This window comes from Rhodococcus mengyinensis (assembly GCF_048381435.1).
Classification (GTDB): domain Bacteria; phylum Actinomycetota; class Actinomycetes; order Mycobacteriales; family Mycobacteriaceae; genus Rhodococcus_F; species Rhodococcus_F opacus_D.
Map to the genome: position 1 here is coordinate 59,088 of NZ_JBLWIT010000102.1, position 26,228 is coordinate 85,315.

The following is a 26,228-nucleotide window of genomic DNA, read 5'->3' on the forward strand; positions in this document are numbered from 1 at the left end:
GACGGGCGTATGCACCATCGCAGCCAGTTCACGGCCAGCCGTTTTGTGAGTCACCACGATGACGAGTTGCGGGGTCACAACGACGAAGTCGCGCCCACGTACCCCTCGAGGTCGGTCGAGCGTTATCCCGAGACCGATAGTTCTGAGATTTCACGCATGCTCTTCCGCAATTCGCAGTCCACACGCTCCACCCCCGACAGCGTCGACGCCGGCAACGGCTTCGAGACCATCGACACCGAGTCCGAGATTCCCGGCTTCACTCCCCGCAGCGGTTCCGAGTCCTTCGGGGGCGCACCCTCCCACTCCCGCCGCGGAGCCCACCGCATCCCGACTCCCCCCTCAGCTCTCAAAGGTCGCGCCGCAGTCCTCGCCGTCGCAGCGGGCGCCGTAGTCGCCGCAGGCCAGGCTGCCGTCACCAGCGGATCGTCCAGCTCCTCCGACCACTCCGAGGTCGCCCTCGCCAGTGACGAGTCGAGCACCATCGGAACCACCGCCGAGCCACAGGCCGCCCAGTTCTCCACGGTCGCCGACACCGCCGCGTCCGATTCGAACGCCCCGCAGGTCCTCAACATCGCGAACCCGACCGACCTGTCGCAGTTCAGCAACCTGCTCGCCAAGGGACAGCGTTTCAGCGAAGAGCGCGCCGCCCGCGAAGCCGCTGCCCGCCGCCCCCTGTTCGTCCTCCCCGCCGTGGGAACCTTCACCTCCAACTTCGGAAGCCGCTGGGGCACCCTGCACGCAGGCGTCGATATCGCCGCCCCCATCGGCACCCCCATCGTGGCCGTCGCCGACGGCGAGGTCATCGACTCGGGTCCGGCTTCCGGGTTCGGCATGTGGGTCCGCCTCAAGCACGCCGACGGCACCATCACCGTCTACGGCCACATCAACACCTCCACCGTCACCGTCGGCCAGAAGGTCATGGCGGGCGACCAGATCGCGACCGTCGGCAACCGCGGCTTCTCCACCGGCCCGCACCTGCACTTCGAGGTTCACCTCGCCGGCGAGAACAAGATCGATCCCCTCCCCTGGCTGGCCTCCCGCGGCATCAGCCTCGGCCCCGAGATGGACTGACCGAAACCTCTCGGCACCACCTGAACACACGACTGCGGCGCATGCATTGCATGCGCCGCAGTCGTCTTTCGTGTCTCTACAGCTTGACCATCGGGACGCCACCGATCAGCATCAGCCGGACCTTGCCCGCGCTGCCGAAGTCGATGGTGACCGTCGCGGTCGGCCCTGCGCCCTTGGTCTCGAGGACCGTGCCGAGGCCGTACTTGTCGTGACTGACACGGTCGCCGACCCTGAGCACCAGGTTGTTGTTGCGGGAGCGGGCGGCGCCGAAGCTCGGCGTGCCCGCCGACCCGCCGCCGTAACCGGAACCGCCACCGAAGCCCTGGCCGCCGTATCCCGATCCACGCGCACGGCCACCGCCGATCGCACCCCCCGAACCGATACCGGTGCCCGGGTCCTCACGACGCCAGTGCACGAGATCCGACGGGATCTCCTGCAGGAACCGCGACTCCGGGTTCTGGATGGGCTGGCCCCACGCCGACCGCATGACGGCCCGCGTCAGATACAGCCGCTGCCGGGCACGAGTGATGCCCACGTATGCGAGCCGGCGCTCCTCCGACAGTTCCGTGGGGTCGCCGAGAGCCCGCATGTGCGGGAACTGACCGTCTTCCCACCCGGTGACGAAGACGACGGGGAACTCGAGCCCCTTCGCGGTGTGCAGGGTCATCAGCGTGACGACGCCCTCGTCGTTGTCGGGTAGCTGATCGGAGTCCGCGACCAGGGACACCCGTTCGAGGAACGCGGCGAGGGAACCGGGATCGGGTTCACCGTCCCGGGCGTCGACGTCGCCGTCCTCCGGCGGTTCCACGAGGCCGGCCGCGTTCCGCGCGTCGGAGCTGAACTCACGCGCCACGCTCACGAGTTCGTTGAGGTTGTCGAGACGCGCCCCGTCCTGAGGGTCGCTGCTCGCCGCGAGCTCGGCGCGGTAGCCCGTCCGCTCCAGGACCGCCTCGACGACGTCGCCGATGTCGCCGAGCTGGTCGGGGACGACGTCATCCGCAGTGGTCTCCGGCGGGAGCATCACCCGCAGTCCGTCCATGAGCTCGAGGAACGACGCGATGGCCTTCTGGGAACGGGTGTTCAGCAGCGGTACGCGGCCCTCACCGCCATCCCGCAGTGCCTCCGCGAAGCTGATGCCCCGCTGCTCGGAATGGACGGCCACACACGCCTCGGCGCGGTCGCCGATGCCGCGGCGGGGTGTGTTGATGATCCGGCGCAGGCTGACGGTGTCGTCCTCGTTCGCGAGGACACGGAGATATGCGACGATGTCGCGCACCTCCTTGCGCTCGTAGAACCGCACTCCGCCGACGACCTTGTACGGAACGCCGAGCCGGATGAAGATCTCTTCGAGGGCACGGGACGAGTTGTTGGTGCGGTAGAACACGGCGACGTCACCGAACTTGGCGTCGCCGGAATCGACGAGCTTGTCGATCTCGGACGCCACGAACGACGCCTCGTCGTGCTCGTTGTCCGCGACGTAGCCGGTGATGAGCTCACCCACACCCGAATCGGTCCACAGCCGCTTCTCACGCCGGCCGGTGTTCTTCGAGATCACCGAGTTGGCCGCCGACAGGATGTTCTGAGTGGAGCGGTAGTTCTGCTCCAGCAGGATGGTGCGGGCGTCCGGGTAGTCGCGCTCGAACTCCTCGATGTTGCGGATCGTGGCCCCGCGGAACGCGTAGATCGACTGATCCGCGTCGCCCACCACACACAGCTCGGCCGGGGCGACCCGGTGGTCCGCGTCCTCGCCGTCCGCGGTTCCGCCGACCAGCTCGCGCACCAGCATGTACTGGGCGTGGTTCGTGTCCTGGTACTCGTCGACGAGCACGTGGCGGAACCGTCGACGGTAGTACTCGGCCACCTGGGGGAACGCCTGCAGCATCGCGACCGTCTCGCCGATCAGGTCGTCGAAGTCCAGCGCGTTCGCCGAACGCAACCGCTGCTGGTAGTGCCCGTACACCTTGGCGATCAGCCGAGGCAGTTCCGCCGGATCCTTGTCGGCGTCGGCGCTCGCCTGCTCGGGATCGACGAGCTCGTTCTTGAGATTCGAGATGTGGGTGGCGAGCAGCCGAGCCGAGTAGCGCTTGGTGTCGATGTTGAGATCCTTGGCGATCATCGTCAGCAGTCGCCGCGAGTCGTCCGCGTCGTAGATGGAGAAGTTCGAGTTGAGGCCGGGGAGCAGCGCCGCCTGGGCCCGGAGGATCCGCACGCAGCTCGAGTGGAACGTGGACACCCACATGCTGTTGGCCCTGGGGCCGACGAGGTGGGCGACGCGTTCCCGCATCTCCGCGGCAGCCTTGTTGGTGAACGTGATGGCCAGGATCTGACCGGGCATCACCCCCCGCTCGGCCAGCAGATATGCGATGCGGCGGGTGAGCACAGCCGTCTTGCCCGAGCCCGCACCCGCGACGATCAACAGCGGAGAACCGGCGTGCACGACCGCTTCCCGTTGCTGTGGGTTGAGGCCCTGGAGGAGCGCATCGGACCCTGCGCGCGCCGGTGCAGCGGCGTGCGGAGTCGACGTGGCGCTCAGGGGAGAAGCGGTGCCGGAGATAGTGTTCATCAACTATCAAACTTACCGGCGTGTACCGACAGCGTCACAGCCGCTTGGCCTGCGCGGTACCGCCATGGCAAACTGGTACACATGTTCAGTCCGCCGTCGCGCCCCCTGTGGCGATTTTTTTACGGGTACCGACCTCCGGTGCCCGTGAACTGAACAGCTCACGAGCCCCGAGGTCCGCACCGGATCCGGGGCTTTTTTCGTCAAACGAGCCTGGATCGGTAACGACTCGAGCCAAAACAACGATCCAAGTTCTGACAAGAGGGAGACGAACCAATGAGCACTCAGACCGTCGCATCAGCCGCCAAGGAAACCGCTGTGCCCACCAGCGAGGCCGAGATCGAGGTTCTCCGCCAGGAGATCGACAAGCTCGACGCCGAGATTCTCGCCGCTATCAAGCGCCGCGCTGAGGTCTCGCAGCTCATCGGGCGCACCCGGATGGCGTCCGGCGGTCCCCGCCTCGTCCACAGCCGTGAGATGAAGGTGCTCGAGCGGTTCAACGAGCTCGGCCAGGAAGGCCACACACTCGCCATGCTGCTGCTGCGCCTCGGGCGCGGCCGCCTCGGTCACTGATTTCCCGAAGCGGCCCGCCCGTCCCCCGACGGCGGTCGCTACGGCTCGAGTGCCACGTACTTGGTCTCCAGGTACTCCTCGATGCCTTCACTGCCCCCTTCGCGCCCGAAGCCTGACGCTTTGACGCCGCCGAAGGGGGCAGCGGTGTCCGAGATGACTCCCCGGTTGATGCCGACCATGCCCGATTCGAGGGCGTCGGCCACCCGGAGTGCACGGTCCAGATCCCGGGTGAAGATGTACGACGCCAGGCCGAACTCGGTGTCGTTGGCCGCGGCGATGCCCTCTTCCTCGGTGTCGAACCCGGCGATCGCGACCACCGGCCCGAACACCTCCTCCTTCAGGATCCGAGCCTGCGCGGGGATCTCGTCCAGCACGGTCGCCGGGTAGAAGTATCCGGGACCTTCCGGTGCGACCCCGCCGAGCCGCACCCGGGCACCGGCGCCGACGGCGTCCTGCACCAGTTCCCCGACCTTCTCGAGTTGGTCCGCGTTGATCAGCGGGCCGAGCGTCGTGTCGGAATCCGTGCCGGGTCCGAGCGTGTACGAGGACAGCTTGTCGACGAGCTTCGCGGTGAACTCCTCCCGCACACTGTTCGCGACGTGGAAGCGATTGGCCGCGGTGCAGGCCTCGCCGCCGTTGCGCATCTTGGCGAGGACGGCGCCCGCCACCGCCTTGTCCACGTCGGCGTCGTCGAAGACCACGAACGGCGCGTTCCCGCCGAGTTCCATGGACGTGCGCAGCAGCCCCTTCGCCGACTTCTCGACGAGCATCCGGCCGACCCCGGTCGAGCCGGTGAACGTGAGCTTCCGTAGCCGGGGGTCGTCGAGCAGTGGACCGGTCAGCTCCCCCGACTTCGACGTCGGCAGCACGGACAGCACGCCCTTCGGGAGCCCCGCGTCGGCCATCACCTCGGCGAGCAGGAGCATCGTCAACGGAGTCTCGGAGGCGGGTTTGACGATCATCGTGCACCCGGTCGCCAGTGCGGGTCCGATCTTGCGGGTGCCCATCGCGAGCGGGAAGTTCCACGGTGTGATCGCCAGACACGGCCCGACGGGTTGCTTGGTCACCAGGATGCGTCCGTTCCCCGCGGGTGCCGGTGTGTAGCGGCCGGCGATACGCACGGCCTCCTCGCTGAACCACCGGAAGAACTCGGCGCCGTACTTGACCTCCGCCGCGCTCTCCGGCAGCGCCTTGCCCATCTCCAGCGTCATCAGCAGCGCGAAGTCGTCGGCCCGGGCCGTGATCTTCTCGAACACCGCGCGGAGCAGTTCGCCGCGCTCACGTGCCGGCGTCGCCGCCCACTCCCGCTGCACCGCGACCGCGGCGTCGAGCGCTTTCATCGCGTCGGCGGGACTGGCGTCCGCGACCTCGGTGAGCGCGTCACCGGTGGCGGGGTCGAAAACGGTGAACGTGGCGCCGTTCTCGGCGTCACGCTTCTCGCCGCCGAGGAAGAGGGTTGTGGGAACGGTTCGCATGAGTTCGACAGCATCCATGACGTCCATCATGCGCCGCACCGAAGTTCGCACGGAAGTTTCGACGCGCGGGCATTAAGCTCAAATCTCGTGAGCTCAGACATCACCGGAACCGCTGCCTGGCAGAAATTGCGTGATCATCACGCTCAGATTCAGTCCGTCCATCTTCGAGAACTCTTCGAGAAGGACCCGGCACGCGGGCAGGAGCTCACCGTCTCGGCCGGCGACCTGTACATCGACTACAGCAAGCACCGCATCGACCGCGACACCATCGGGTTGCTCCTCGAACTGGCCCGCAGTGCCGACCTGGAGGCACGCCGGGACGCGATGTTCGCGGGCGAGCACATCAACACCTCCGAGGACCGCGCCGTCCTCCACACGGCGCTGAGGCTCCCCGCCGACGCGTCTCTCGTCGTCGACGGGCAGGACGTCGTCGCCGACGTCCACGAGGTCCTCGACCGCATGGGCGACTTCACGGATCGGGTGCGCTCCGGTGAATGGCGCGGCGCGACGGGCGAGCGAATCAAGACCGTCGTCAACATCGGTATCGGCGGATCGGATCTGGGTCCGGTGATGGTGTACCGCGCGCTGCGGCACTACGCCGACGCGGGCATCAGCGTCCGGTTCATCTCCAACGTCGACCCCGCCGACCTGGTGCGCAGCCTGCAGGGCCTCGACCCGGCCACCACCCTGTTCATCGTGGCGTCCAAGACGTTCTCGACGCTCGAGACGCTCACCAACGCCACCGCCGCGCGCCGGTGGCTGCTGGGCGGTCTCGGCCTCGGAAACGAAGCGGTCGCAAAGCATTTCGTCGCCGTCTCGACGCACGCGGATCGGGTGTCGGAGTTCGGAATCGACACGGCCAACATGTTCGGATTCTGGGATTGGGTGGGTGGCCGGTACTCGGTCGATTCCGCCATCGGGCTGTCGGTGATGGCGGCGATCGGCAAGGAGCGTTTCGCGGAGTTCCTCGCCGGCTTCCACGCCGTGGACGAACACTTCCGGACGGCGCCGCTCGAGGAGAACGCGCCGGTCCTGCTCGGCCTGATCGGCCTCTGGTACTCGAACTTCTTCGGCGCCGAATCCCGTGCCGTGCTGCCCTATTCCAACGACCTCGTGCGGTTCGCGGCCTATCTGCAGCAGTTGACGATGGAATCGAACGGCAAGTCGGTGCGCGCCGACGGCACACCCGTCCCCACGTCCACCGGTGAGATCTTCTGGGGCGAACCCGGAACCAACGGGCAGCACGCCTTCTACCAGCTCCTGCACCAGGGCACGCGGCTCGTCCCCTCCGATTTCATCGGTTTCGGCGAACCCACCGACGACCTGCCCACGGCGGACGGCACCGGCAGCATGCACGACCTGCTGATGAGCAACTTCTTCGCCCAGACGAAGGTCCTGGCGTTCGGCAAGACGGCCGAGGAGATCGCGGCCGAGGGAACGCCCGAACATCTGGTGCCGCACAAGGTCATGCCCGGCAACCGGCCGTCCACCACGATCCTCGCGCCGAAGCTCACCCCGTCGGTGATCGGACAGCTGATCGCCCTGTACGAGCACCAGGTGTTCGTCGAGGGCGTCGTGTGGGGCATCGACTCGTTCGACCAGTGGGGTGTCGAGCTCGGCAAGACGCAGGCCGTCGAGTTGCAGCCGGTGCTCACCGCGGCGGAAGAACCGGCCACGCAAAGCGATTCGTCGACGGACAGCCTGGTGCGCTGGTACCGCCGTCAGCGCGGACGGGCCTGATTCACCAGCTCTCGGTGGTGTAGACCCGGCCCGACCGGTCCACCAGCCGGGCGCGCAATTCGTGCTGTTCGATCCAGCGGATCGCACCGATGCCGCGGGCGAGGGCAGCGACGCTGGCCGCGTATGCCCAGAGCGCGTCGTCGGCGATCACCGACACGGTCTCCCACTCGGTGGCGGTGGGTGGTTCGGCAGCCGGGGGCGCGAACGCCGTCGCCATCGCCGTCCCGTTCACCAGTTCGACCTCGCCGTCGCCGGGCACCGGGATCTGCCAGCCGCCGGCGGGACAGTGCCCGGCCGTCGCGACGACGTCGCCGATACGCACGGCGGCCCCGCACTCGAGTTGGCGGGCCACCAGTTCCGCCGCCCGGTCCACCGTGTCGGCCTTGGCGGTGTCGGTGATGTCGAACGAGGCGCCCCACGGCGCGAACACGACGTCGTCGTCGATCTGGACGTCGAGGAAGCTGGGTGCCGGGTGCACGGTGGGGATCAGGTCCTCGTCGGGAGATTCGGTGGCGAGCGGGTTCACCACCCCGTCGGTCATCCGGGCGGCCCAGAGCGCCGACCGCAGCAGTGCGGACATCCGCCGGCTGACCTTCACCGGCGCGCCCTGCGAGAGGTTGACGGCGTGGATCTCGGCGTCGCCGCGGTGGATGTCGCAGACCGATTCGGTCTCGTCGATGACGGCCGCGATCAGCGCTGCAGCCTCGGGTAGGGCGGCGCCTTCGGTGACGTCGACTTCCACGACGGAACCCCACACCTTCCATTTCTCGACGCTAACCATGGTGTTCTCCGTGTGCGGTCCGTACAGCGCTGCACTTCCAGTATGCGCCGGCTGTCCAGAGGTCGGCCTCCTGCGACCACCTCGACCGGTCGTACACTTCGCTGGTGAGCGCCCGATTGAGCGTCGTCGACGAGATGTTCCTGCGCACCCATCGGGGGTGGGGAACGCCGATCGTGATGCAGGGCCTGTGGCGTACCGACGGGGAGGTGACCGCCTCGACCCTCGATGCCCTGAGCGCAGACTTCGCCCGCGGACCGCTGGGAAGGCGGGTGGTGCGTCCGCGGATTCCCGGCGCGCGGCCCCGGTTCGAGCCGAGTACCGACGCCTTTCCCGTCGAAGACGCGGAGATCGAGGCCGGGGCGGTCCTCGCGTGGGCCGACGAGCAGGGCTCGTTGTCGGTGGACCCCGAGCGAGGTCCCGCCTGGCGTCTGGCGTGCGCACGACCGGCCGGCGGCGGCACGGTGCTGTCGCTGGTGTGTTCACACGTGCTCGCGGATGCGCGCGGACTGGCGGCCGCCATCGCGGCGGCGCTGCGGGGGCTGCCCCCGTCGGATCAGGGAGGTGCGGAAGGCGCTGTCGCGGACATGTGGGACGCCACCCGGCTCGCCCGCCGCGTGACCGAGGGAACCGCGCGTGCGGTCGCCGGTCTCGTGGTGAGCGGGGCCCGTCGCGCGGAACTCCGCCGCTTCCTGCACGTGAGTGGCAAAGCGTCCCCCGCCACATTTTGCCACTCACCTGCGTCGGCGGTGCTGGACGTGGACACCGAACGGTGGGATGCCGCCGCGGAGCAGGCAGGCGGAACCCCGAACAGCCTGTTCCTGGCCGTGGTGGCCGAATTGGCGCGGCGGGACGGCGAGTCCCGCCCGCTCACGATCAGTGTGCCGATGGACCTGCGGGGCGCGGCCACCTCGTCGGGTACCGCGAACTCCGTCGCCATGGTCGAGGTGGATGTCGGCCCGCAGGACACCGTCGCGGATGTGCGGGCCGCGAGCCGCGCGGCGTTCTCCGCGCCCGCGATGACGAGCCCGGCCGGGTTCCCGGAGGAAATGCTGCAACTGGTCCCCGACCGGGTGGCGCACGCCCTCACGGGTAACCCCGGCGAACGGGACGTGCTGTGTTCGAACATCGGACCGCTACCCGAGGCGCTCGTCTCGATCGGCGGTCACCGCGCCACGGGCATCGCCACCCGGGCCGTGCATCCGGGTGTCGTGACCAGCCGCACCCGGCTGTCCGCCTATCTCAGCCGATTCGGCGGCAGCTACACCCTCGCGCTCGAATCGCTGGACAGTCCGGACCGCGCGGAACTCCGGGAGCGGGCGACGACCGTCCTCGCCCGGCACGGTCTCGATGCCCGCGGCTGGTGAGTCAGGACTCGGACGCGGGTTCGGCGTAGGGCTGACGCGCCGACTGCGGATCGCCGTAGGTGATCGCCCGCTCCCGGCGCGTCCGCGACGCCAGCGTGACGGCCCAGTTGAGCAGGGTGCCGAACCGGTTGCGGTACCCGGCGAGGAACGCGATGTGGATGGCGCCCCACGACACCCAGCCCAGGAACCCGGACATCCGGATCGGGCCCGCCTGAAGCAGCGCATGCCTGCGGGCGATGTACGCCGCGCTCCCCAGGTCGCGGTACTTGAAGGGTTTGCGGTCGGGCGTTCCCCCCGCGACCGTGCGGGCGATGCACCCACCGACGTGCCTGCCGCCCTGCATCGCGACCTCGGCCACGCCGGGGAGGTCGTTCAGCGACATCAGGTCGCCGATCACCCAGACGTTCGGGTGTCCGGGCACGGTGAGGTCGGGTTCGACGGCGATGCGCCCGCCCTGAATCTGCTTCACGCCCAGCGCATTCGCGAGAGCTTCCGCGAACGGCACGGCCTCGACGCCCGCGGTCCAGAGGATCGTGCGAGCCCCGTAGCGCTTCTTGGTGCGCGCAGCATTCTTGGCCGTCGTCTCGATGCTGGTCTCGCAGACGTCGGTGACGTGCACCCCGAGGTGCGTTTCGACGCCGATCTTGTCGAGGGTGCGCTGCGCCGCCGCGGACAGTTTCCGATTGAACGACGGGAGAACGCGGTCGCCGCCGTGGAACAGCAGAACCCGGGCCTCGCAGGGGTCGATGGACTGGAACTCGTGGGCGAGAGCGTGCACGGCGAGTTCCCGGATCTGACCCGCCAGTTCGACCCCGGTGGGCCCACCGCCCGCGACGGCGAAGGTCAGCCACGGCCTGCGTTCCTCCGCGGTGGGCAGCGATTCGGCCATCTCGAAGGCGCAGATCAGCTTCCGGCGAATGGCAAGCGCGTCGTCGAGGGTCTTCATCCCCGGCGCCCATTCGATGTACTCCTCGTGCCCGTGGTACGTCTGTCGCATGCCCGCGGCGACGATCAGGTAGTCGTAGGGCAGGTCGAATGTGGATCCGTCGAAGCGACTGGCGGTCAGGACCCTGCTGACGGCGTCGATCGCGTGCGCCTCCCCGAGGGCGACGTGCACGTTGCGGTTGCCGCGCAGCAGGTGCCGCAGCGGGCTGCTGATCTCGCCCTCGGAGAGCAACCCCGTCGCGCATTGATAGAGCAGCGGCTGGAAGAGGTGGCTGGTTCCCCGGTCCAGCAGGGTGACGTCCACGTCGACGTCGCGGAGCCGCCGGGCGGCGTGGATTCCGCCGAACCCTCCCCCGACGATGACGACACGCGGCCTCGAACGCTGCAGGCCGAGGGACGAGGATTCCTGGGCGGTCGTCATAGGTCAGTCCTACACGAACCGGGATGTCCATGCATGAGGAAGGAATCTCAATGCGAGGTCGATTCCTCGCCATGTGATTCCGGGTAGCGCAGCGCGGTTCGTCTCCTTCTCGATGGCCGCGACCATCGCATCGACGCCGTCGTCGAGGGTGGCCGTCATCTTGGCAGTGTCGCCGGCCCGGCCCGACATGTCGGTGGCGATGTACCCGGGCAGCAGCGTGGTCACCACGATCGGACTCTTCGCCAGCTCCGCGGTGAGCGCCTCGCCGAGGGCCGACACTCCGGCTTTGCTCGCCGAGTACGCCGCCTTCGGGCCGGGCAGACCACGATCGGCACTGATCGAGGACACGAGCACCAGGTGCCCGGCGTTCTGTTCGCGGAAGATGCCGAGCGCCGCCTCGCACTGCGACAGGGCACCGACGAAGTTGGTGCGGACGGTGGCGAGATTGGCGTCGGCCCGGCCTGTTCCGATCCGGGCCCCTTTGCCGAGTCCGGCGTTGACGACGACGCGGTCGAGCCCGCCCAGCTCGGCGCGCAGTTCCCCGAAAACGCGGATCACCGCGTCATGGTCGGTGACGTCGAGTTCGCGGATGGCGACGGTGATCCCGGGATGCGCCGCCCGCAACTCGTCACGCACGGACTCGAGCCGCTCGACGCGTCGCGCACACAGCGCGAGGTCTCGTCCCTGGGCGGCGAACCGGCGAGCCATCTCCTCGCCGAGTCCCGAGCTGGCCCCGGTGATCAGAATCTTCTGCCGTCTCATTCCGCCACACTATCTACCCGCGGGTAACAACGCGAGGGGCCCGCCTGAACCTCTGACATCCACCACCGACCGGCTTACGGTTACAGGTATGACTGACTCGGGGAGCGGCGCGGAAGAGTTCGATGTCATCGTGATCGGAGGCGGCCCCGCCGGTGAGAACGCGGCGAGTTACGCCATCGCGGGCAGCGACCGCACCGCGGCACTGATCGAACACGAACTCGTCGGCGGGGAATGCTCCTACTGGGCGTGCATGCCCAGCAAGGCACTGCTGCGTCCCGGTGAGGTCCTCGGGGCGGCGCGCAACATGCCCGGGGTGTCGGCCGGTCCGCTCGACGTGGACGCCGTGCTGGCGCGACGCGACTCGTTCACCGGCAACCACGACGACTCCTCGCAGGTGATGTGGGCCGACTCGCAGGGGATCGACGTCATCCGCGGATCGGCACGCATCACCGGGGACCGCACGGTGACGGTCGGCGATTCCCGCCGGCTGCGCGCCCGGCACGCCGTCGTGGTCGCCACCGGGACGACCGCCGCGGTCCCCGACACCCCCGGCCTGCGAGCGGCGTTGCCGTGGATCTCGCGGGACGCCACCAACCTGAGAGAGATTCCGCGCCGGGTGGCCGTGATCGGCGGCGGCGTCGTGGCATGTGAGAGCGCGACGTGGCTGCTGGACCTCGGTGTCGAGGAACTGACGATGGTGGTGCGCGGCCGGGCGCTGCTCCCCAAGAACGAGCCGTTCGCCGGTGAGCGGGTGGCCCGCTCGCTGGAGAAGAAGGGTGCGCGGGTCCTGTTCGGCGCGGACCTTCGCGGCGTCGAGCGGGCCGACGCCCGGGACACGGGGATCGGCCGCATCCACGGCGGCCCGGTGACGCTGGACGTGGCGGGACAGGATCCGCTCGTCGTCGACGAGGTCGTCGTCGCGACCGGGCGAACGCCGGCGACGGCGGCGCTCGGCCTCGACGCGCGACTGCTGAACTCCCACGGATACCTCACCACGGACGACCACCTGACGACGGCGGACGAATGGTTGTACGCCGTCGGCGACGCCAACGGCCGCGCGCTGCTCACTCACATGGGCAAATACCAGGCCCGCGTCTGCGGCGACGTGATCGCCGCGCGCGCCGAGGGCAGGCCGCTGGAGGGGGCCCGCTTCCGGGCGACCGCCGATCACGGCCAGGTTCCCCAGGTGGTGTTCGCCGACCCGGAGGTCTCGGCCGTCGGGATCACCGAGAAGGAGGCACGCGACGCCGGCGTGGACGTGGAGACCGTCGAGGTCGACATCGCCGTCGCCGGCTCGTCACTGGCGCGCGACGATTTCAGTGGTCACGCCAAGCTCGTGATCGACCGGGCCACCGACACCCTGGTCGGGGCGACGTTCGCGGGCACGGATGTCGGCGAGCTCATCCACGCCGCCACCATCGCGCTGGTCGGGAAGGTGCCGCTGGACACGCTGTGGCACGCGGTCCCGTCGTACCCGACGGTGAGCGAGGTGTGGCTGCGGCTGCTGGAGGCGCGGCGCTGAGCTGAACGGAACACCGTCGGCGGAGGTAAAAGCCCCCTCAGGCGGTCTCCGTATAGTTTCCGACATGGCGTCTGACACTCTCACAACCGACACGCTGGTGAGGACGGCCGCAGGGGTGGTCCGTGGCCGGCGCGTCGGCGACCTGGTCGCGTGGCGGGGAATTCCCTACGCGGCTCCCCCGGTCGGGCCGCTGCGGTTGCGCGCACCCCAGCCGGTCACGCCGTGGTCCGGTGAGTTCAACGCCTCCGAATTCGGCGACGCCGCCGTGCAGCACAAGAAGTTCACCGCTCTCCGGCCAGGCAAGTATCAGCCGTCCAGCGAGAACTGCCTGACGCTCAACGTGCTGGCCACGCCCGGCACGTCCGGGGCACGCCCGGTGATGGTGTTCATCCACGGCGGCGCGTACACGCTGGGCATGTCGGCGACCGCGCTCTACGGCGGACAGTCGCTGGTCCGCCGCGGTGACATCGTGTACGTGTCGATCAACTACCGCCTCGGATCGCTCGGATACCTCGACTTCACCCAATTCTCCACCTCCGAACGACCTTTCGACTCCAACCTCGGACTCCGCGACCAGGTCGCCGCACTCGAATGGGTGCAACGCAACATCGCCGAATTCGGCGGCGACCCCGACAACGTCACCGTCTTCGGCGAATCCGCGGGCGCCAACGCCGTCACCACACTCATGACCACCCCCGCCGCGAAAGGACTGTTCGCGCGGGCCATCTCGGAGAGTTCCGCCCCCGGCCTCGTCACCACCGCCGACCGCGCCGCCCGGTGGGCATCCGACTACGTGACGCTGCTCGGGGCCGAACCGGACACCGCCGCAGAGGCCCTCGCCTCGTCACCGGTCGGCGCACTGGGCCGGGCCGGAAATCGTCTCGGCGCGAAAGTGCTGTCGGAGACGCCGGGACTGCACCCGTTCGGACCCGTGATCGACGGCGACTTCCTGCCGAAGCCGCCGCTCGACGCGTTCGCCGACGGCTCGGCGCACCGGGTACCGCTGATCATCGGTACCAACGCCCGCGAGGGCACCCTGTTCCCGAAACTCCTCGACGCGCTGCCGACCGACCCCGACCGGATCGGGCGGATGTTCGCACTCACCGACCCCGGCGCCGAGGCCCGCGTCACCGCCGCGTATCCCGGCTACCCGGCGCCGGACGCGGCCACCGACCTGGGCGGCGACCTCACGTTCTGGAAGCCGTCGATCGAACTGGCCGAGGCCCATTCCGCGTTCGCCCCCACCTTCAGCTATCGTTTCGACTTCGCTCCGCGCGCCATGAAATGGCTCGGACTGGACGCCACACACGGATTCGAGTTGTTCGCGGTGTTCGACATCGCCGACACCCTGATCGGCCGCGGCCTCACCCTGCCGGGCGGTCGTCGCGGGCTCAAGGACGTGACGGACACCGTGCAGCGGCACTGGCTGCACTTCGCCTCGCAGGGAACACCGTTGGCGTCGTGGCCGCAGTACGACACCGATAGGAGGGCAACACTCGTGTTCGACACCGTCACCACCGTCCAGGACGATCCGCGCCGGGAGCGCAGGCTGGCCTGGGAGGGGTACCGGGGCTATTACGGGCAGGGCCTGTGAGCGCTCTCGAGGTCCACACCGAAGCCGGCGCCGTCGGAGGACGCCGGATCGACGACCTGACTGCCTGGCGGGGTATCCCCTACGCCGCTCCCCCCGTCGGGCCGCTGCGGTTGCGGGCCCCGCACCCGGTCGAACCGTGGTCGGGGGTCCGGCGGGCCTTCCACTTCGGGTCCCCCGCACCGCAGGGCGATGGGACCGACGAGGACTGTCTCACCCTCAACGTGCTCGCCCCCGGGTCCACATCCGAGTCGCCGCGACCGGTGATGGTGTTCATCCACGGCGGCGCCTACTCCGGTGGGTCTTCGTCCTCGGCGCTCTACAGCGGCGAATCGCTGGTCCGCCGCGGCGACATCGTGTACGTGTCGATCAACTACCGCCTCGGATCGCTCGGATACCTCGACTTCACCCAATTCTCCACCCCCGAACGACCTTTCGACTCCAACCTCGGACTCCGCGACCAGGTCGCCGCACTCGAATGGGTGCAACGCAACATCGCCGAATTCGGCGGCGACCCCGACAACGTCACCGTCTTCGGCGAATCCGCAGGCGCCAACGCCGTCACCACACTCATGACCACCCCCGCCGCGAAAGGACTGTTCGCGCGGGCCATCGCGGAGAGCCCTCCGGTGGCGTCGGCGTACCACCCCGAGCGGGCGGCGCGGTGGTCGCGCGAATTCCTCGAGATCGCCGGGGTCCCGCTCTCCGAGGCCGCGACGTGGCTCGAGACCGCCGACCCGGCAGACTTCGTCGAAGCGGGGACGACACTGGCGCACCGGGGCGCCGACGAGGAACCGGGAACCCGCGCGTTCGCGCCCGTCGTCGACGGCTTCTTCCTTCCCACGCATCCGCTCGACTGCTTCGCGTCCGGTTCCGGGCACCCGGTTCCGCTGATCATCGGCACGAACCGCCACGAGGGCAGGGTCTTTCCCCGGTTCCTGAACATCCTGCCCACCGATCCCGCCCGGATCGACAAGATGTTCTCGCACGTGGACGCGTCGGTGAAGGAACGGGCCATCGCCGCCTACCCCGGTTATCCCGGGAGGCGTGCGGCCGCGGACCTCGGCGGCGACGTGACGTTCTGGGAACCGTCCGTCCTGTGCGCGCAGGGTCACACGACCGTCGCACCGACCTACAGTTACCGGTACGACTTCGCACCCCGGTTGCTTCACATCCTCGGGCTGGGCGCCACCCACGCGACGGAGATGTACGCGGTGTTCGGGCTGACCGGGCCGTGGGCGCGGCTGCTCACCGCGCTCGGGGGCCGCCGCGGGTTGCGGGCCGTCACCGACACCGTTCAGTCGCACTGGCTGCATTTCGCCCGGCACGGGACCCCGGCACCCGGATGGCCCCGGTACTCGCCGGAGCGCCGCGAGACGCTCATCATCGACGCCACGAGCCGCGTGGAGAACGATCCGCTCGGTGAGCGTCGACGCGCCTGGCTGGGGTACGAGCACCGACGCTAGCGGGCGGATTCGCGGTGTTTTCGTTCCACGGTGCGACCCTCCCGGTTGCCCTAGTCTCGTAGAGACCTGCATTCGGGAGGCGAGAATGACCGAGTCGAACGATCTCGCAGGCCGCACCATGGTGGTCACCGGTGCCACCTCGGGGCTCGGCCTGGAGACCTGCCGCCAACTCGCACACCGCGGGGCCACCGTCGTTCTGGTCGGCCGGGACCAGGACAGGATCGACGCGGTGATCGCCGAGCTGTCCGAGAGCACCGACCGCGACCGGCTGAACTCGGCGCTCGCCGACCTGTCCTCGCTCGACCGTGCACGCAGGCTGTCGGAGGAACTGCTGCACCGGTTCCCGCGGATCGATGTGCTGGTAAACAACGCGGGCATCGACGTGGGGCATCGTCAACTGACGGTGGACGGCTTCGAAGAGATGTTCGCCGTGAACTATCTCGCGCCGTTCGTGCTGGCGACGTCGCTGGCTCCGGCGATGGCGCAGGCGTCGACCGCCGACGCCGCCGGTTACCGGCATCCGGCACGCATCGTCGACGTCAGCTCGTCGGGACATCGCGGCGGGCACCTCGACTTCGACGACCTCGACGGCACGAAGGACACGTTCCACGGCCAGCGTGCGTACAACAACTCCAAACTCGCCCTGACCCTGTTCACCCGCGAGTTGGCGCGCCGGTCCGATCCTGCGAGGCTGGTCGTCAATTGCGCCGACCCCGGGTTCGTCCGCGGCACCTCCCTCGGGCGGGGTCTGTTCGGCTACCAGGTGGTGGGGACACTCCTGACCCCGTTCGCGTCGGACGTCGCGAAGGCAGCGGACACGGTGGTCTGGACCGCCACCGCGACGGAGAGCGGCAAGTTCACCGGCGAATACGTCAAGGGCTGCAAGGTTGTTCACCCGAGCAAGGACGCACGTGACGCCGAACTCGCCGCGCGGTTGTGGGACGCCACCGAGGCACTGCTCGCCGGCCGCGGTGCGGCCCGCCGCTGACGCCGGTCAGTTCGGTTCCTCGAAGAGCGACAGCACGTTGCCGTGCGGGTCCCGGAACCACGCGACGCGGATGCCGTCCGGGGCGCGCCAGGCGGCGTGCTCGTCCTGATCCATGCCCGGGTACTCGGTGAACTCGATGCCCTTGCTGCGCAGTGTTTCGACGACCTTGTTCAGGTCGCCGACCTTCCACCCCAGCACCGTGTACCCGGTGTCGGCCTTCGCCTGCACCAGCGTGACCCGGAGCAGGGAGCCGTTGCAATCGAGGGCCAACGCGAACTCGTCCCGTGAGACGAGCGTCAGCCCCAGGGTCTCCACGTAGAACATCTCCGAGACGTCCAGATCGGTGCTGGCCACGAAACTCACGAGCTCACCCTGAAGACTCATGAATCAACTGTGCCCCGCGCACCCGCGGGCAGGCAAGAGCGCGGGCTCACTGACGGCGGTATCCCGTGACCCGGGGCACACGGACCGAGGGTCGCAAGTTAACGTCGATTCGACAGGTTGTCTCGTACCGGAATGAGGAACTCGCGTGTCTGCTCCAGTTACAGAGAAGAAGGGCCCCCTCGCGGGCATTCGCGTCGTCGAATTCGCAGGCCTCGGACCGGGCCCGCACGCCGCCGCCCTCCTGGCCGATCTCGGCGCCGACGTGGTGTGTGTCCAGCGTCCCGGGGTGATTCCGCCGGACGGCCCGTACGACCAGATCCAGCGGGGTCGTCGCGTCGTCGAGGCCAATCTGAAGGACCCCGAGCAGGTGGAGAAGGTTCTCGGTCTGATCGAGCGCGCGGACGTCGTGATCGAGGGCTTCCGCCCCGGTGTCACCGAGCGCATGGGCCTGGGCCCGGACGTCTGCCTCGGGCGCAACGAGCGACTCGTGTACGGACGGATGACGGGCTGGGGCCAGGAGGGCCCGCTGGCCAGCGCGGCCGGGCACGACATCAACTACATCTCGCTGACCGGTGTCCTGCACGCCATCGGCCGCAAGGGTGAACGTCCCGTGCCGCCGCTGAACATGGTCGGCGACTTCGGCGGCGGTTCGATGTTCCTGATCTTCGGGATTCTGTCGGCGCTGGTGGAACGCCAGTCGTCCGGCAAGGGCCAGGTCGTGGATGCGGCCATGGTCGACGGCGCGCTGGCCCTCTCGCACATGATGTGGGCGTTCCGCGGCCGCGGCGTCTGGTCCGACGAGCGGGGTGTCAACCTGCTCGACACCGGCGCGCCGTTCTACGACACCTACGAGACGTCCGACGGCAAGTACATGGCCGTCGGCTCGATCGAGCCGCAGTTCTACGCTCTGCTGCTGCAGGGCCTCGAACTCGACCCCGCCGAACTGCCGCAGCAGATGGACATCTCGGCGTGGCCGCAGGTGAAGAAGGTCTTCGCGGAGAAGTTCCTGTCGAAGACCCGCGACGAGTGGGCCGCTATCTTCCTCGGCACCGATGCCTGCGTGTCGCCCGTGCTGACGTTCGCGGAGGCGCCGTCCAACGAGCACATCGCCGCCCGCGGATCGCTGATCGACCTCGACGGCGTCACGCAGCACGCCCCGGCGCCGCGGTTCTCCCGCACCCCGGCCGGCGCACCCACCCCGCCTGCCCGTGAGGGCGTCGACATCGACACCGTCTGGACCTGACCCCCACGTGAGTGGCGATGCGTGTTCCGGCACGCTTCGCCACTCACGTGCTCAGACGACGAGGGACGGTTCCGCGAGCTCTCGGTCGACGGCCAGCGTCTCGTACGCTGCCGCGATGCAGTCGACACCGCGGCGCAGTTCGTCGGACGTCCGCGCGTACGGGAGCCGGACGAACCTCTCGAACGCGCCCTCCACCCCGAACCGCGGTCCCGCCGCCAGCAGCACCCCGAAGTTGGGGGCCGTCGCGGCCAGCGCCGTCGACACCGGCGCGGGCATGCGCAGCCACAGCGACATTCCTCCCGAACCGATGGTCGGGACCCAGTCCGGCAGGCGGTCGGCGAGAGCGTCGAGCATCGCGCTCCGCTGTTCCCGCAGTTCCGCCCGGCGCCGGGCGAGGACGAGTTCGTCGTCGGACAGCAGATGCGCCGCCGCGAGCTGGTCCATCACCGGCGTGCCCAGATCGACCGCGGCCCGCGCCCCGGCGAGCCGGGTGATCAGCGCCGGATCGGCGCGAATCCAGCCGACGCGCAGCCCGCCCCAGAACGACTTCGCCGCCGACCCGATCGTCACGACCTCCGACTTCGCGGCTCCCCTGCCGTGCGCCGCGACCGGCCCCGGTGACGGTTCGTCCAGCCACAGGTCGACCATCGTCTCGTCCACCACCAGGGTCATGCGGGTGTCGCGCGCGATCCGCGCCAGTTCGGCCCGCCCGGACGCGTCGAGGCACAGTCCGGTGGGGTTGTGGAAGTCCGGGATCAGGTACGCCATCCGGGCCGCGGTCTGCCGGGCGGCGCTGCGGATTCCGTCGAGATCCCACGCCCCGGACGCACCGCCCTCCGGACGGACGGGCACCGGGACCGGACGCGCACCGACCCTGCGGATCGCCTCCAGCGCGTTGGGGTACGTGGGGTGATCGACCAGCACCCGCTCCCCCGGCGCCGTGAGCACGTTGAGGAGCAGCCGCAGCGCGTGCTGAGCACCGGAGGTGACCATGATCTGCTCGGGCGAGGTCTCCAGCCCCCGCGCCCGGTAACGCGCCGCGATGACGTCCCGCAACGCGCCGATCCCCACCGGCTCCATCCCGTGAGTCGGCAGGAACTGCGGAAGCGATTGCAACGCATAGGCGTAGGCCTGCTCGACCGCTTCCGCGGGCGCGGCCATCGCGGCGTAGCTGAGGTCGACCACCGAGCTGTCGGAACCGGGCTGGTGCGCCCGGAACATCAGCCCGTTCTGCCGTGCCCCCAGCGGCAGCGCGACGGTGCTGCGCGACCCCTGACGGCTGATGAGATACCCCTCGTCCCGGAGTACCGAATACGATGACGTGATCGTGGTCCGGCTCAACTCCAGCATCGACGCCAGTTCGCGCTCGCTCGGCAGCGCGACCCCCAGCGGGATGCGGCCGTCGTGCACGAGTAACCGGATCCCGTCGGCCAGCGCCCGGTAGGCGGGCCTCGCGGCCGACCGGCGGCCGCTGTCGTCCTGCCAGTTACCGAGGTCCCTGGCCAGGGAGCGTGCACCGAGTACGCGAGTCATCATGCAGTCCAGTATCAACCTCTTGGCTATTCAACTCAAAGCCAGTTCTGGCGAGGCTCGAATCCATGACGACACTGATCACCCTCGCATGCATGGCTCTCCTGGCCGCGGCGGTCGCGCACTACGGTCCCAAAGAGGGAGGTAAGGGCGTGTTTCGCCTGGAGCAGTTCCGGATCGGCGCCCCACTCGGCGGGATCTTTCCCGACCAGTCGAACAGTCCAGAAGATCCGGACTGGCCTTCTCCAGGCGATCAGCGCGCCGGCGGCGGCAGCAGCTGACTGAACAGCACCGTCCCGGCCGCGTCGAGGAGGTCCACCCGCAACTCCGACGTCTGCCCGTCGATGAACACCTCCCCGAAGTGCTGGTATCCGTCGAGCGGCGACGAATTGGGTGCGGGCGGCGCGTGCACGAACACGGCCTCGGGGCCGAACGTGACGTCGAGGTCGTTGGGACCGAAACCGCCCGCATTGAGTGGACCGGAGACGAACTCCCAGAATTCGTCGAAATCCTTGTACGCGGCGCGGTCGGGCGAGTACCGGTGCGCGGCGGTGTAGTGCACGTCCGCGGTGAGCCACACCGTCCCGGTGATCCGTCCCGCCTTGATCGCCGACAGCACCTGGGCGATCTCGGATTCCCGGCCCGACGGCTGACCGGGCTCCCCGTTCGCGACGCCCTCGAACGCGGTGTCGCCGTCCGGGACCACCACCCCGAGCGGGAGGTCGTTGGCGATGATCTTCCACGTCGCCGTGGACGCACCGAGTTCCCGGATCAGCCACTCCTTCTGGGCCGCACCGAGAATCTGCCCGGCCGCACCGGTGTTGACTCCGTTCGCGTCCTTGTAGGTGCGCATGTCGAGGACGAACACGTCGAGCAGTGGGCCGTATCCGATCTTGCGGTACACACGACCGTCGACCGCGTCGGCCGGCTCCACCGGCAGCCACTCGTGGTACGCCTGGAATGCCCTCTGCGCCAGCACGTCCACGTTCTTCTCCGTGTACGCGTCGAGGTCGAGGACCTCACCGGGGTACCAGTTGTTGACGGTCTCGTGATCGTCCCACTGAACGATCTGCGCCACAGAGGAATTGAACCTGCGGTAGTTGTCGTCGGTGAGGTTGTACGCGTACTGGCCGCGGTACTCGTCCAGCGTCTGCGCGACAACGCTCTTCGCCTCGCTGACCGTGTTCCGCCACACGCGTCCGTCCGGCAGCGTGACGGACTCCTTCAGCGGACCGTCGGCGTACACGACGTCGCCCGAGTGCAGGAACAAGTGTGGGTCGCGCGCGGCCATCGTGTCGAAGATTCGCATTCCGCCGATGTCCGGATTGATTCCGTATCCCTGACCCGCCGTGTCCCCGGACCACTGCAACCGGATGTCGCCTGCGGCGCTCGGAGCGGTGCGGAAGACACCCGTCACCGCCTCCGAGGTGGCGCCGTCGTCACCTTCGAGGGTCACCCGGTAGTGCACCTGCTGCCCGGCGGGTAGTCCGGTCACACGCAGCCGCCCGGTGCCGTCCGCGTCCGGGGTGAGCAGTCCACCCTCGAATCGCACCGGGTCGGTGAAGGACTCGGTGGCCGAGGTCTCCACGATCATCGTGGCGGGACGGTCGGACCTCGCCCAGACGAGCGCACCGTCTGCTCGCACGTCACCGGCCGCGACACCGTGCGTGAGGGTGGGTCGGTCACGGACCAGCGACGGACCCGCGCTGCCGGAGTCGGAGCACGCGGCAGCGGGCACGGCCAGCAACCCGAGTGCGGTGGAGCGGAGCAGGGCACGGCGGGACAGATACACGAAAACATCTCCTCGGTCGGCGAGCTTCGAGGATGCCGAACCGTGGTCAACGGAAGGTGAACGTCGGATGTGGGAGGCATACTGGATTGGTGACCACAGGAATCGCCCTGTTCGACACGGCCCTCGGCACCTGCGCCATCGCATGGCGGGCCGCCGGGATCGTGGGTGTGCAATTGCCCGAAGGTTCCCCCGAATCCACCCGGCAGCGTCTCGAACACTGCTTCCCGGATGCGGTGGAGCACCAGCCGCCTGCGCCGGTCCAGCGGGCCATCGACGGGATACGCGAACATCTGGGCGGCGCACTCGACGATCTGCGGTGGATCGATCTCGACTTCGAGGGAGTCCCCGAATTCGACTGCACCGTATACGAACTCACCCGCGCAATCGACCCGGGCACCACACTCACCTACGGTGACATCGCGGCGGAACTCGGCAAGCCGGGGGCCGCGCAGGCCGTCGGTCAGGCCCTCGGCCGCAACCCGCTGCCGATCGTGATCCCGTGCCATCGCGTCCTCGCCGCAGGCGGGCAGGTGGGCGGCTTCTCCGCCGGTGGCGGCACGCTCACCAAGCGCGAATTACTGGCCCTCGAACACGCTCCGGGGTTCGACGACCCGGTGCTGTTCTGATCAAAGGCTGCGGGTCGCCGACGAGTTCACGCGCCAGCGCCGCGGCCGCCGCCATCCTGTCGCCGTCGGGAACCCGGAGGGTCCGGACCACCCGCTGATCGACCCCGGTCACCCTGGCGCATCCCAGCACGAACGCCTGCCCGCCGGCGACGATCGCCCGCTCCACGGCATGAACGAACGCGTCGACCGTCGACCGCGGGTCACCCTCGAACACCCAGACACCGAGATCCGTCGACACCACCGCCACGCACCTGCCTGCGTCCGGCCGGTCGTGCCCGAATGCCTCCAGGACGGCGGCCGCTGCATGGAAGCTGTCGTACCACCGGACGGCCGGCACCCGGGTACTCGCTTCGACAGTCCTGATCATCGGCTCGAATGTATCGCGGATCGCCGAATGTCGCATCGGTTCAATTCACCTGAACCGATGTCACATTCGGCGACGGGCGAGCAGACTACCGCACCACGTCCCGGCGGACGATGGTCTCGTCGCGGCCGGGGCCGACGCCGATGCAGGAGATGTACGCACCCGACAGCTCCTCGAGGCGCAGGACGTAGTTCTGCGCGTTCTTCGGGAGTTCCTCGAACGTCCGGGCGTGCGAGATGTCTTCCCACCAGCCGGGCATTTCCTCGTAGATCGGCTTGGCGTGGTGAACGTCGGTCTGCGACATGGGCATCTCGTCGTACCGCACGCCGTCGACGTCGTAACCGACGCAGATCGGGATGGTGTCGAGGCTGCTGAGCACGTCGAGCTTGGTGAGGAAGTAGTCGGTGATGCCGTTGACACGCGTTGCGTAGCGGGCGATCACGGCGTCGAACCATCCGGTGCGACGGGCACGGCCGGTGGTGACACCCACCTCGCCACCGGTCTTGGCGAGGTATTCGCCGTTCTGGTCGAAGAGTTCGGTCGGGAACGGGCCCGAGCCGACGCGGGTGGTGTACGCCTTGAGGATGCCCAGCACCGTCGTGATCTTGGTGGGTCCGATGCCCGAACCGACCGCTGCGCCACCGGACGTCGGGTTGGACGACGTCACGTACGGGTAGGTGCCGTGGTCGACGTCGAGGAGCGTGCCCTGCGAACCCTCCAGCAGCACCGTCTCACCGCGCTCGAGTGCCTCGTTGAGCTGCAGGCGCGTGTCCGCGATGCGGTGCTTGAAACCGTCGGCCTGCTCGAGCACCTCGTCGACGACCTGCTGCGGGTCGAGGGCCTTGCGGTTGTAGATCTTGACGAGCACCTGGTTCTTGAACTCGAGTGCCGCCTCGACCTTCTGGGTGAGGATCTTCTCGTCCAGCACATCCTGCACGCGGACGCCGACACGCGCGAGTTTGTCCTGGTAGCAGGGCCCGATGCCGCGGCCGGTGGTGCCGATCTTCTTGGCCCCGAGGAAGCGTTCGGTGACCTTGTCGATGGCCACGTGGTACGGCATGATCAGGTGCGCATCGGCCGAGAGCAGCAGGCGGCTGGTGTCCACGCCCCGCTCGTCGAGTCCGGCGAGTTCGGTGAGCAGCACTCCCGGGTCCACCACGACACCGTTGCCGATGACGTTCGTGACGCCCGGAGTGAGGATTCCGGACGGGATCAGATGCAGAGCGAACTTGTCGCCGTTCGGAAGAACCACTGTGTGTCCGGCGTTGTTACCGCCCTGGTAGCGCACCACCCACTGCAGGCGTCCGCCCAGTAGATCGGTAGCTTTGCCCTTGCCCTCGTCGCCCCACTGGGCGCCGATCAGGACGATTGCCGGCATGACGTTGTCTCCTACGGTCGACGTACAGTCGTATCCGACTGCGTGGTCCTGCCGTTCGTAGGCAGTGGCCGGGGGAACAGTCTAGCCGAGGGCACGGAGAACAGACCCCACAGTACGGCTGGGGAGGCCATCTCGGGCGTGCCACTAGGATGATCCGAAAGGGAAGCTGCGGAAATCGCGGCGGGACATCCGGGCGAGGAGTGGCGTTGACCCCCGTAGTGCTCATTTGCGGCGACGTGCCGCTTCCCCTGCCTCTGGGCTCCATTTCGACCTCGAGCGCACCTGCCGTCCCGGACAAGGACGACTTCGACGAGGTCTTCTCCAAACTTCAGGTCGTCGTGGATCCGCGACTGATCGTGGTGGGCAGCGACGCCGCCTTCGCGGCCACCCTGACCCGGTTGATGCGCACCGATCGCCTGCACATCGAACTCGCGTACGTCGCGGAGCATCGTTCGGAGGCGACGGACGCCTACCACCTGTCCTCCGGCGCCCGCGGCGCCCGCACCGCGCTGAAGGGGACGGCCAAGCCGGTCCCCCTCATCCGCGACGACGCGGGGATCGCGCTCGTCGGGTGCGCCACCGTCACGGGTCCGGACGGGGGTCCGCTCGTCGGCGAGGCCTACGTCGACGACACCCGGCTGTTCTCGGGGACGACGACGAGCATGAACGTCACCCCGACCCCACGGATGCCCGGTCTGCGGGCGTCGGTCGAGCCTCGCAGGCGCTGGCTCCCCCGCCGCTGGGTCGAGGGTCGCGCCGTGCAGCTCGGGTCGCCCGCGGCGGCGCTGAACCGGGACGGCGTGCCGAACCCCCGCGACGTCAAGCGTTCGACGTTCTACCGGCACGATCAAGAGTGGTTGCTGGTCCGATGAGCCTGCCCAGGGCGCGGACCACCGCGGTCCGGCCCAGTCCGGTGTTCCTCCTCGTCGTCGCCGTCGCGGTCGCCGGCGGTGTTCTCGCGTGGCGCGCCGAACTGGAGTCGGCGCTCGGCCACGTCGGGGTGTTCCTGCTGGTGGTCGCGGGATGGGTGGTGACGCTCTGCCTGCACGAGTTCGCGCACGCGTACACGGCGTGGCGGCACGGCGACACCGACGTCGAGGTACGCGGCTACCTCACGCTCAACCCGTTGAAATACAGCCACCCACTGCTGTCGATCGGTCTGCCGGTCCTGTTCATCGCGCTCGGCGGGATCGGGTTGCCCGGCGGCGCCGTGTACCTGCGGACCGGACTGTTCTCGCCGAAGGTGCAGGCGCGGGTGTCGCTCGCCGGACCCGCCGTGAACCTGGTGTCCGCGATCGTCCTGCTCGCCGTGATCCGCTGGTTCGGGCTGGGCGGCGACCACCAGGTGTTCTGGACGGGACTGAGCTTTCTCGCGTTCCTGCAGGTGATGGCCACTGTGCTCAATCTCCTGCCGGTGCCCGGACTCGACGGGTACGCCGCGCTCGAACCGTTCCTGCCGCCGCGCACTCGGAGGTCCGTCGACCAGTTCAAGCCGTACGGACTGCTGATCCTCGTGGCGCTGCTGTTCGTGCCGTCGATCAACGTGGTGTTCTTCGACGTCATCTACCGGCTGTTCGAACTGTCCGGGGTGCCGGAGATCTACGCGCAGTACGGCAACTACCTGATGCGCTTCTGGCTCTGACCCGTGAGTA

At 68.7% G+C, this 26,228-nt stretch carries 23 protein-coding genes; 13 read left to right on the top strand and 10 right to left on the bottom strand.

Going from position 1 to position 26,228, the window contains the following annotated elements; genetic code table 11:
* The first annotated feature begins 9 nt into the window (after positions 1-9).
* Entirely contained in the window at positions 10-1,071 is a 1,062-nt protein-coding gene (locus tag ACNJ7E_RS20270) for a M23 family metallopeptidase (protein WP_418340830.1), read from the top strand.
* Between the two features lie 76 nt (positions 1,072-1,147).
* Here ACNJ7E_RS20270 and pcrA read toward each other — a convergent pair whose 3' ends face one another.
* Positions 1,148-3,634 carry a DNA helicase PcrA gene (gene pcrA / locus ACNJ7E_RS20275; protein ID WP_418340831.1) on the bottom strand — a complete coding sequence of 829 codons (2,487 nt, stop codon included), beginning with the start codon at positions 3,632-3,634 and terminating at the stop codon, positions 1,148-1,150.
* Between the two features lie 273 nt (positions 3,635-3,907).
* Between pcrA and ACNJ7E_RS20280 the strand changes: the two genes are divergently transcribed.
* A complete protein-coding gene (locus ACNJ7E_RS20280; protein WP_005238528.1) occupies positions 3,908-4,204 on the top strand; it encodes a chorismate mutase in 297 nt (98 codons plus the stop codon).
* Between the two features lie 38 nt (positions 4,205-4,242).
* Here the strand turns inward: ACNJ7E_RS20280 and ACNJ7E_RS20285 are convergent, their stop codons facing one another.
* Complete coding sequence (locus ACNJ7E_RS20285) at positions 4,243-5,697, bottom strand: NAD-dependent succinate-semialdehyde dehydrogenase (protein ID WP_418340832.1); 1,455 nt, start codon at positions 5,695-5,697, stop codon at positions 4,243-4,245.
* A gap of 69 nt (positions 5,698-5,766) precedes the next feature.
* On the opposite strand from ACNJ7E_RS20285, the gene pgi reads away from it, so the two are divergent.
* Positions 5,767-7,419 carry a glucose-6-phosphate isomerase gene (pgi, locus tag ACNJ7E_RS20290; RefSeq protein ID WP_280784122.1) on the top strand — a complete coding sequence of 551 codons (1,653 nt, stop codon included), beginning with the start codon at positions 5,767-5,769 and terminating at the stop codon, positions 7,417-7,419.
* Between the two features lies 1 nt (position 7,420).
* On the opposite strand, the gene ACNJ7E_RS20295 is transcribed toward pgi, so the two are convergent.
* Positions 7,421-8,200 carry an FAD:protein FMN transferase gene (locus ACNJ7E_RS20295; protein WP_009478830.1) on the bottom strand — a complete coding sequence of 260 codons (780 nt, stop codon included), beginning with the start codon at positions 8,198-8,200 and terminating at the stop codon, positions 7,421-7,423.
* 104 nt (positions 8,201-8,304) lie between these two features.
* Between ACNJ7E_RS20295 and ACNJ7E_RS20300 the strand changes: the two genes are divergently transcribed.
* A complete protein-coding gene (locus ACNJ7E_RS20300; protein ID WP_418340833.1) occupies positions 8,305-9,564 on the top strand; it encodes a hypothetical protein in 1,260 nt (419 codons plus the stop codon).
* 1 nt (position 9,565) lies between these two features.
* On the opposite strand, the gene ACNJ7E_RS20305 is transcribed toward ACNJ7E_RS20300, so the two are convergent.
* Together ACNJ7E_RS20305 and ACNJ7E_RS20310 are read right to left on the bottom strand one after the other, a co-directional pair.
* The gene (locus tag ACNJ7E_RS20305) at positions 9,566-10,930 is read right to left on the bottom strand and encodes an NAD(P)/FAD-dependent oxidoreductase (protein ID WP_418340834.1); all 1,365 of its coding nucleotides are present in this window, start codon (positions 10,928-10,930) and stop codon (positions 9,566-9,568) included.
* 9 nt (positions 10,931-10,939) lie between these two features.
* Entirely contained in the window at positions 10,940-11,692 is a 753-nt protein-coding gene (locus tag ACNJ7E_RS20310) for an SDR family oxidoreductase (protein WP_280784125.1), read from the bottom strand.
* An 88-nt stretch (positions 11,693-11,780) separates the two neighbouring features.
* On the opposite strand from ACNJ7E_RS20310, the gene ACNJ7E_RS20315 reads away from it, so the two are divergent.
* The 4 genes from ACNJ7E_RS20315 to ACNJ7E_RS20330 all read left to right on the top strand — a co-directional run bounded on the left by ACNJ7E_RS20315 (position 11,781) and on the right by ACNJ7E_RS20330 (position 17,259).
* Complete coding sequence (locus ACNJ7E_RS20315; protein ID WP_280784126.1) at positions 11,781-13,214, top strand: dihydrolipoyl dehydrogenase family protein; 1,434 nt, start codon at positions 11,781-11,783, stop codon at positions 13,212-13,214.
* Between the two features lie 64 nt (positions 13,215-13,278).
* A complete protein-coding gene (locus ACNJ7E_RS20320; RefSeq protein ID WP_418340835.1) occupies positions 13,279-14,808 on the top strand; it encodes a carboxylesterase/lipase family protein in 1,530 nt (509 codons plus the stop codon).
* Positions 14,805-16,271, top strand: a complete 1,467-nt coding sequence (locus ACNJ7E_RS20325; protein WP_418340836.1) for a carboxylesterase/lipase family protein — start codon at positions 14,805-14,807, stop codon at positions 16,269-16,271. Before ACNJ7E_RS20320 ends, ACNJ7E_RS20325 begins: the two co-directional genes overlap by 4 nt.
* 85 nt (positions 16,272-16,356) lie before the next feature.
* Positions 16,357-17,259, top strand: a complete 903-nt coding sequence (locus tag ACNJ7E_RS20330; protein ID WP_280784130.1) for an SDR family oxidoreductase — start codon at positions 16,357-16,359, stop codon at positions 17,257-17,259.
* 6 nt (positions 17,260-17,265) lie between these two features.
* Here the strand turns inward: ACNJ7E_RS20330 and ACNJ7E_RS20335 are convergent, their stop codons facing one another.
* Positions 17,266-17,643: a VOC family protein gene (locus ACNJ7E_RS20335; protein ID WP_280784131.1), complete on the bottom strand. Its 378-nt coding sequence runs from the start codon at positions 17,641-17,643 to the stop codon at positions 17,266-17,268.
* 145 nt (positions 17,644-17,788) lie between these two features.
* Between ACNJ7E_RS20335 and ACNJ7E_RS20340 the strand changes: the two genes are divergently transcribed.
* Positions 17,789-18,886 (top strand): CaiB/BaiF CoA transferase family protein, encoded by a 1,098-nt coding sequence (locus tag ACNJ7E_RS20340; RefSeq protein ID WP_280784132.1) that lies wholly within the window; start codon positions 17,789-17,791, stop codon positions 18,884-18,886.
* 51 nt (positions 18,887-18,937) lie between these two features.
* Here the strand turns inward: ACNJ7E_RS20340 and yczR are convergent, their stop codons facing one another.
* The gene (gene yczR / locus ACNJ7E_RS20345; protein ID WP_280784133.1) at positions 18,938-20,422 is read right to left on the bottom strand and encodes a MocR-like transcription factor YczR; all 1,485 of its coding nucleotides are present in this window, start codon (positions 20,420-20,422) and stop codon (positions 18,938-18,940) included.
* 62 nt (positions 20,423-20,484) lie between these two features.
* On the opposite strand from yczR, the gene ACNJ7E_RS20350 reads away from it, so the two are divergent.
* On the top strand, positions 20,485-20,697 hold the full coding sequence (locus tag ACNJ7E_RS20350) for a hypothetical protein (RefSeq protein ID WP_418340837.1): 213 nt from the start codon (positions 20,485-20,487) through the stop codon (positions 20,695-20,697).
* Here the strand turns inward: ACNJ7E_RS20350 and ACNJ7E_RS20355 are convergent.
* Complete coding sequence (locus ACNJ7E_RS20355) at positions 20,670-22,208, bottom strand: alkaline phosphatase D family protein (protein WP_418340838.1); 1,539 nt, start codon at positions 22,206-22,208, stop codon at positions 20,670-20,672. The two genes, ACNJ7E_RS20350 and ACNJ7E_RS20355, sit on opposite strands and share 28 nt — an antisense overlap.
* A 32-nt stretch (positions 22,209-22,240) precedes the next feature.
* Between ACNJ7E_RS20355 and ACNJ7E_RS20360 the strand changes: the two genes are divergently transcribed.
* Positions 22,241-22,834: a methylated-DNA--[protein]-cysteine S-methyltransferase gene (locus ACNJ7E_RS20360; protein ID WP_411194565.1), complete on the top strand. Its 594-nt coding sequence runs from the start codon at positions 22,241-22,243 to the stop codon at positions 22,832-22,834.
* Here ACNJ7E_RS20360 and ACNJ7E_RS20365 read toward each other — a convergent pair.
* Positions 22,770-23,201 carry a racemase gene (locus tag ACNJ7E_RS20365; RefSeq protein WP_418340839.1) on the bottom strand — a complete coding sequence of 144 codons (432 nt, stop codon included), beginning with the start codon at positions 23,199-23,201 and terminating at the stop codon, positions 22,770-22,772. The genes ACNJ7E_RS20360 and ACNJ7E_RS20365 overlap by 65 nt on opposite strands.
* An 85-nt stretch (positions 23,202-23,286) precedes the next feature.
* A complete protein-coding gene (locus ACNJ7E_RS20370; RefSeq protein ID WP_005260012.1) occupies positions 23,287-24,576 on the bottom strand; it encodes an adenylosuccinate synthase in 1,290 nt (429 codons plus the stop codon).
* A gap of 218 nt (positions 24,577-24,794) precedes the next feature.
* On the opposite strand from ACNJ7E_RS20370, the gene ACNJ7E_RS20375 reads away from it, so the two are divergent.
* The gene (locus tag ACNJ7E_RS20375; protein ID WP_241962211.1) at positions 24,795-25,448 is read left to right on the top strand and encodes a hypothetical protein; all 654 of its coding nucleotides are present in this window, start codon (positions 24,795-24,797) and stop codon (positions 25,446-25,448) included.
* Positions 25,445-26,218, top strand: a complete 774-nt coding sequence (locus ACNJ7E_RS20380; RefSeq protein WP_418340840.1) for a site-2 protease family protein — start codon at positions 25,445-25,447, stop codon at positions 26,216-26,218. The genes ACNJ7E_RS20375 and ACNJ7E_RS20380 overlap by 4 nt, the downstream gene beginning before the upstream one ends.
* Positions 26,219-26,228: the final 10 nt, after the last annotated feature.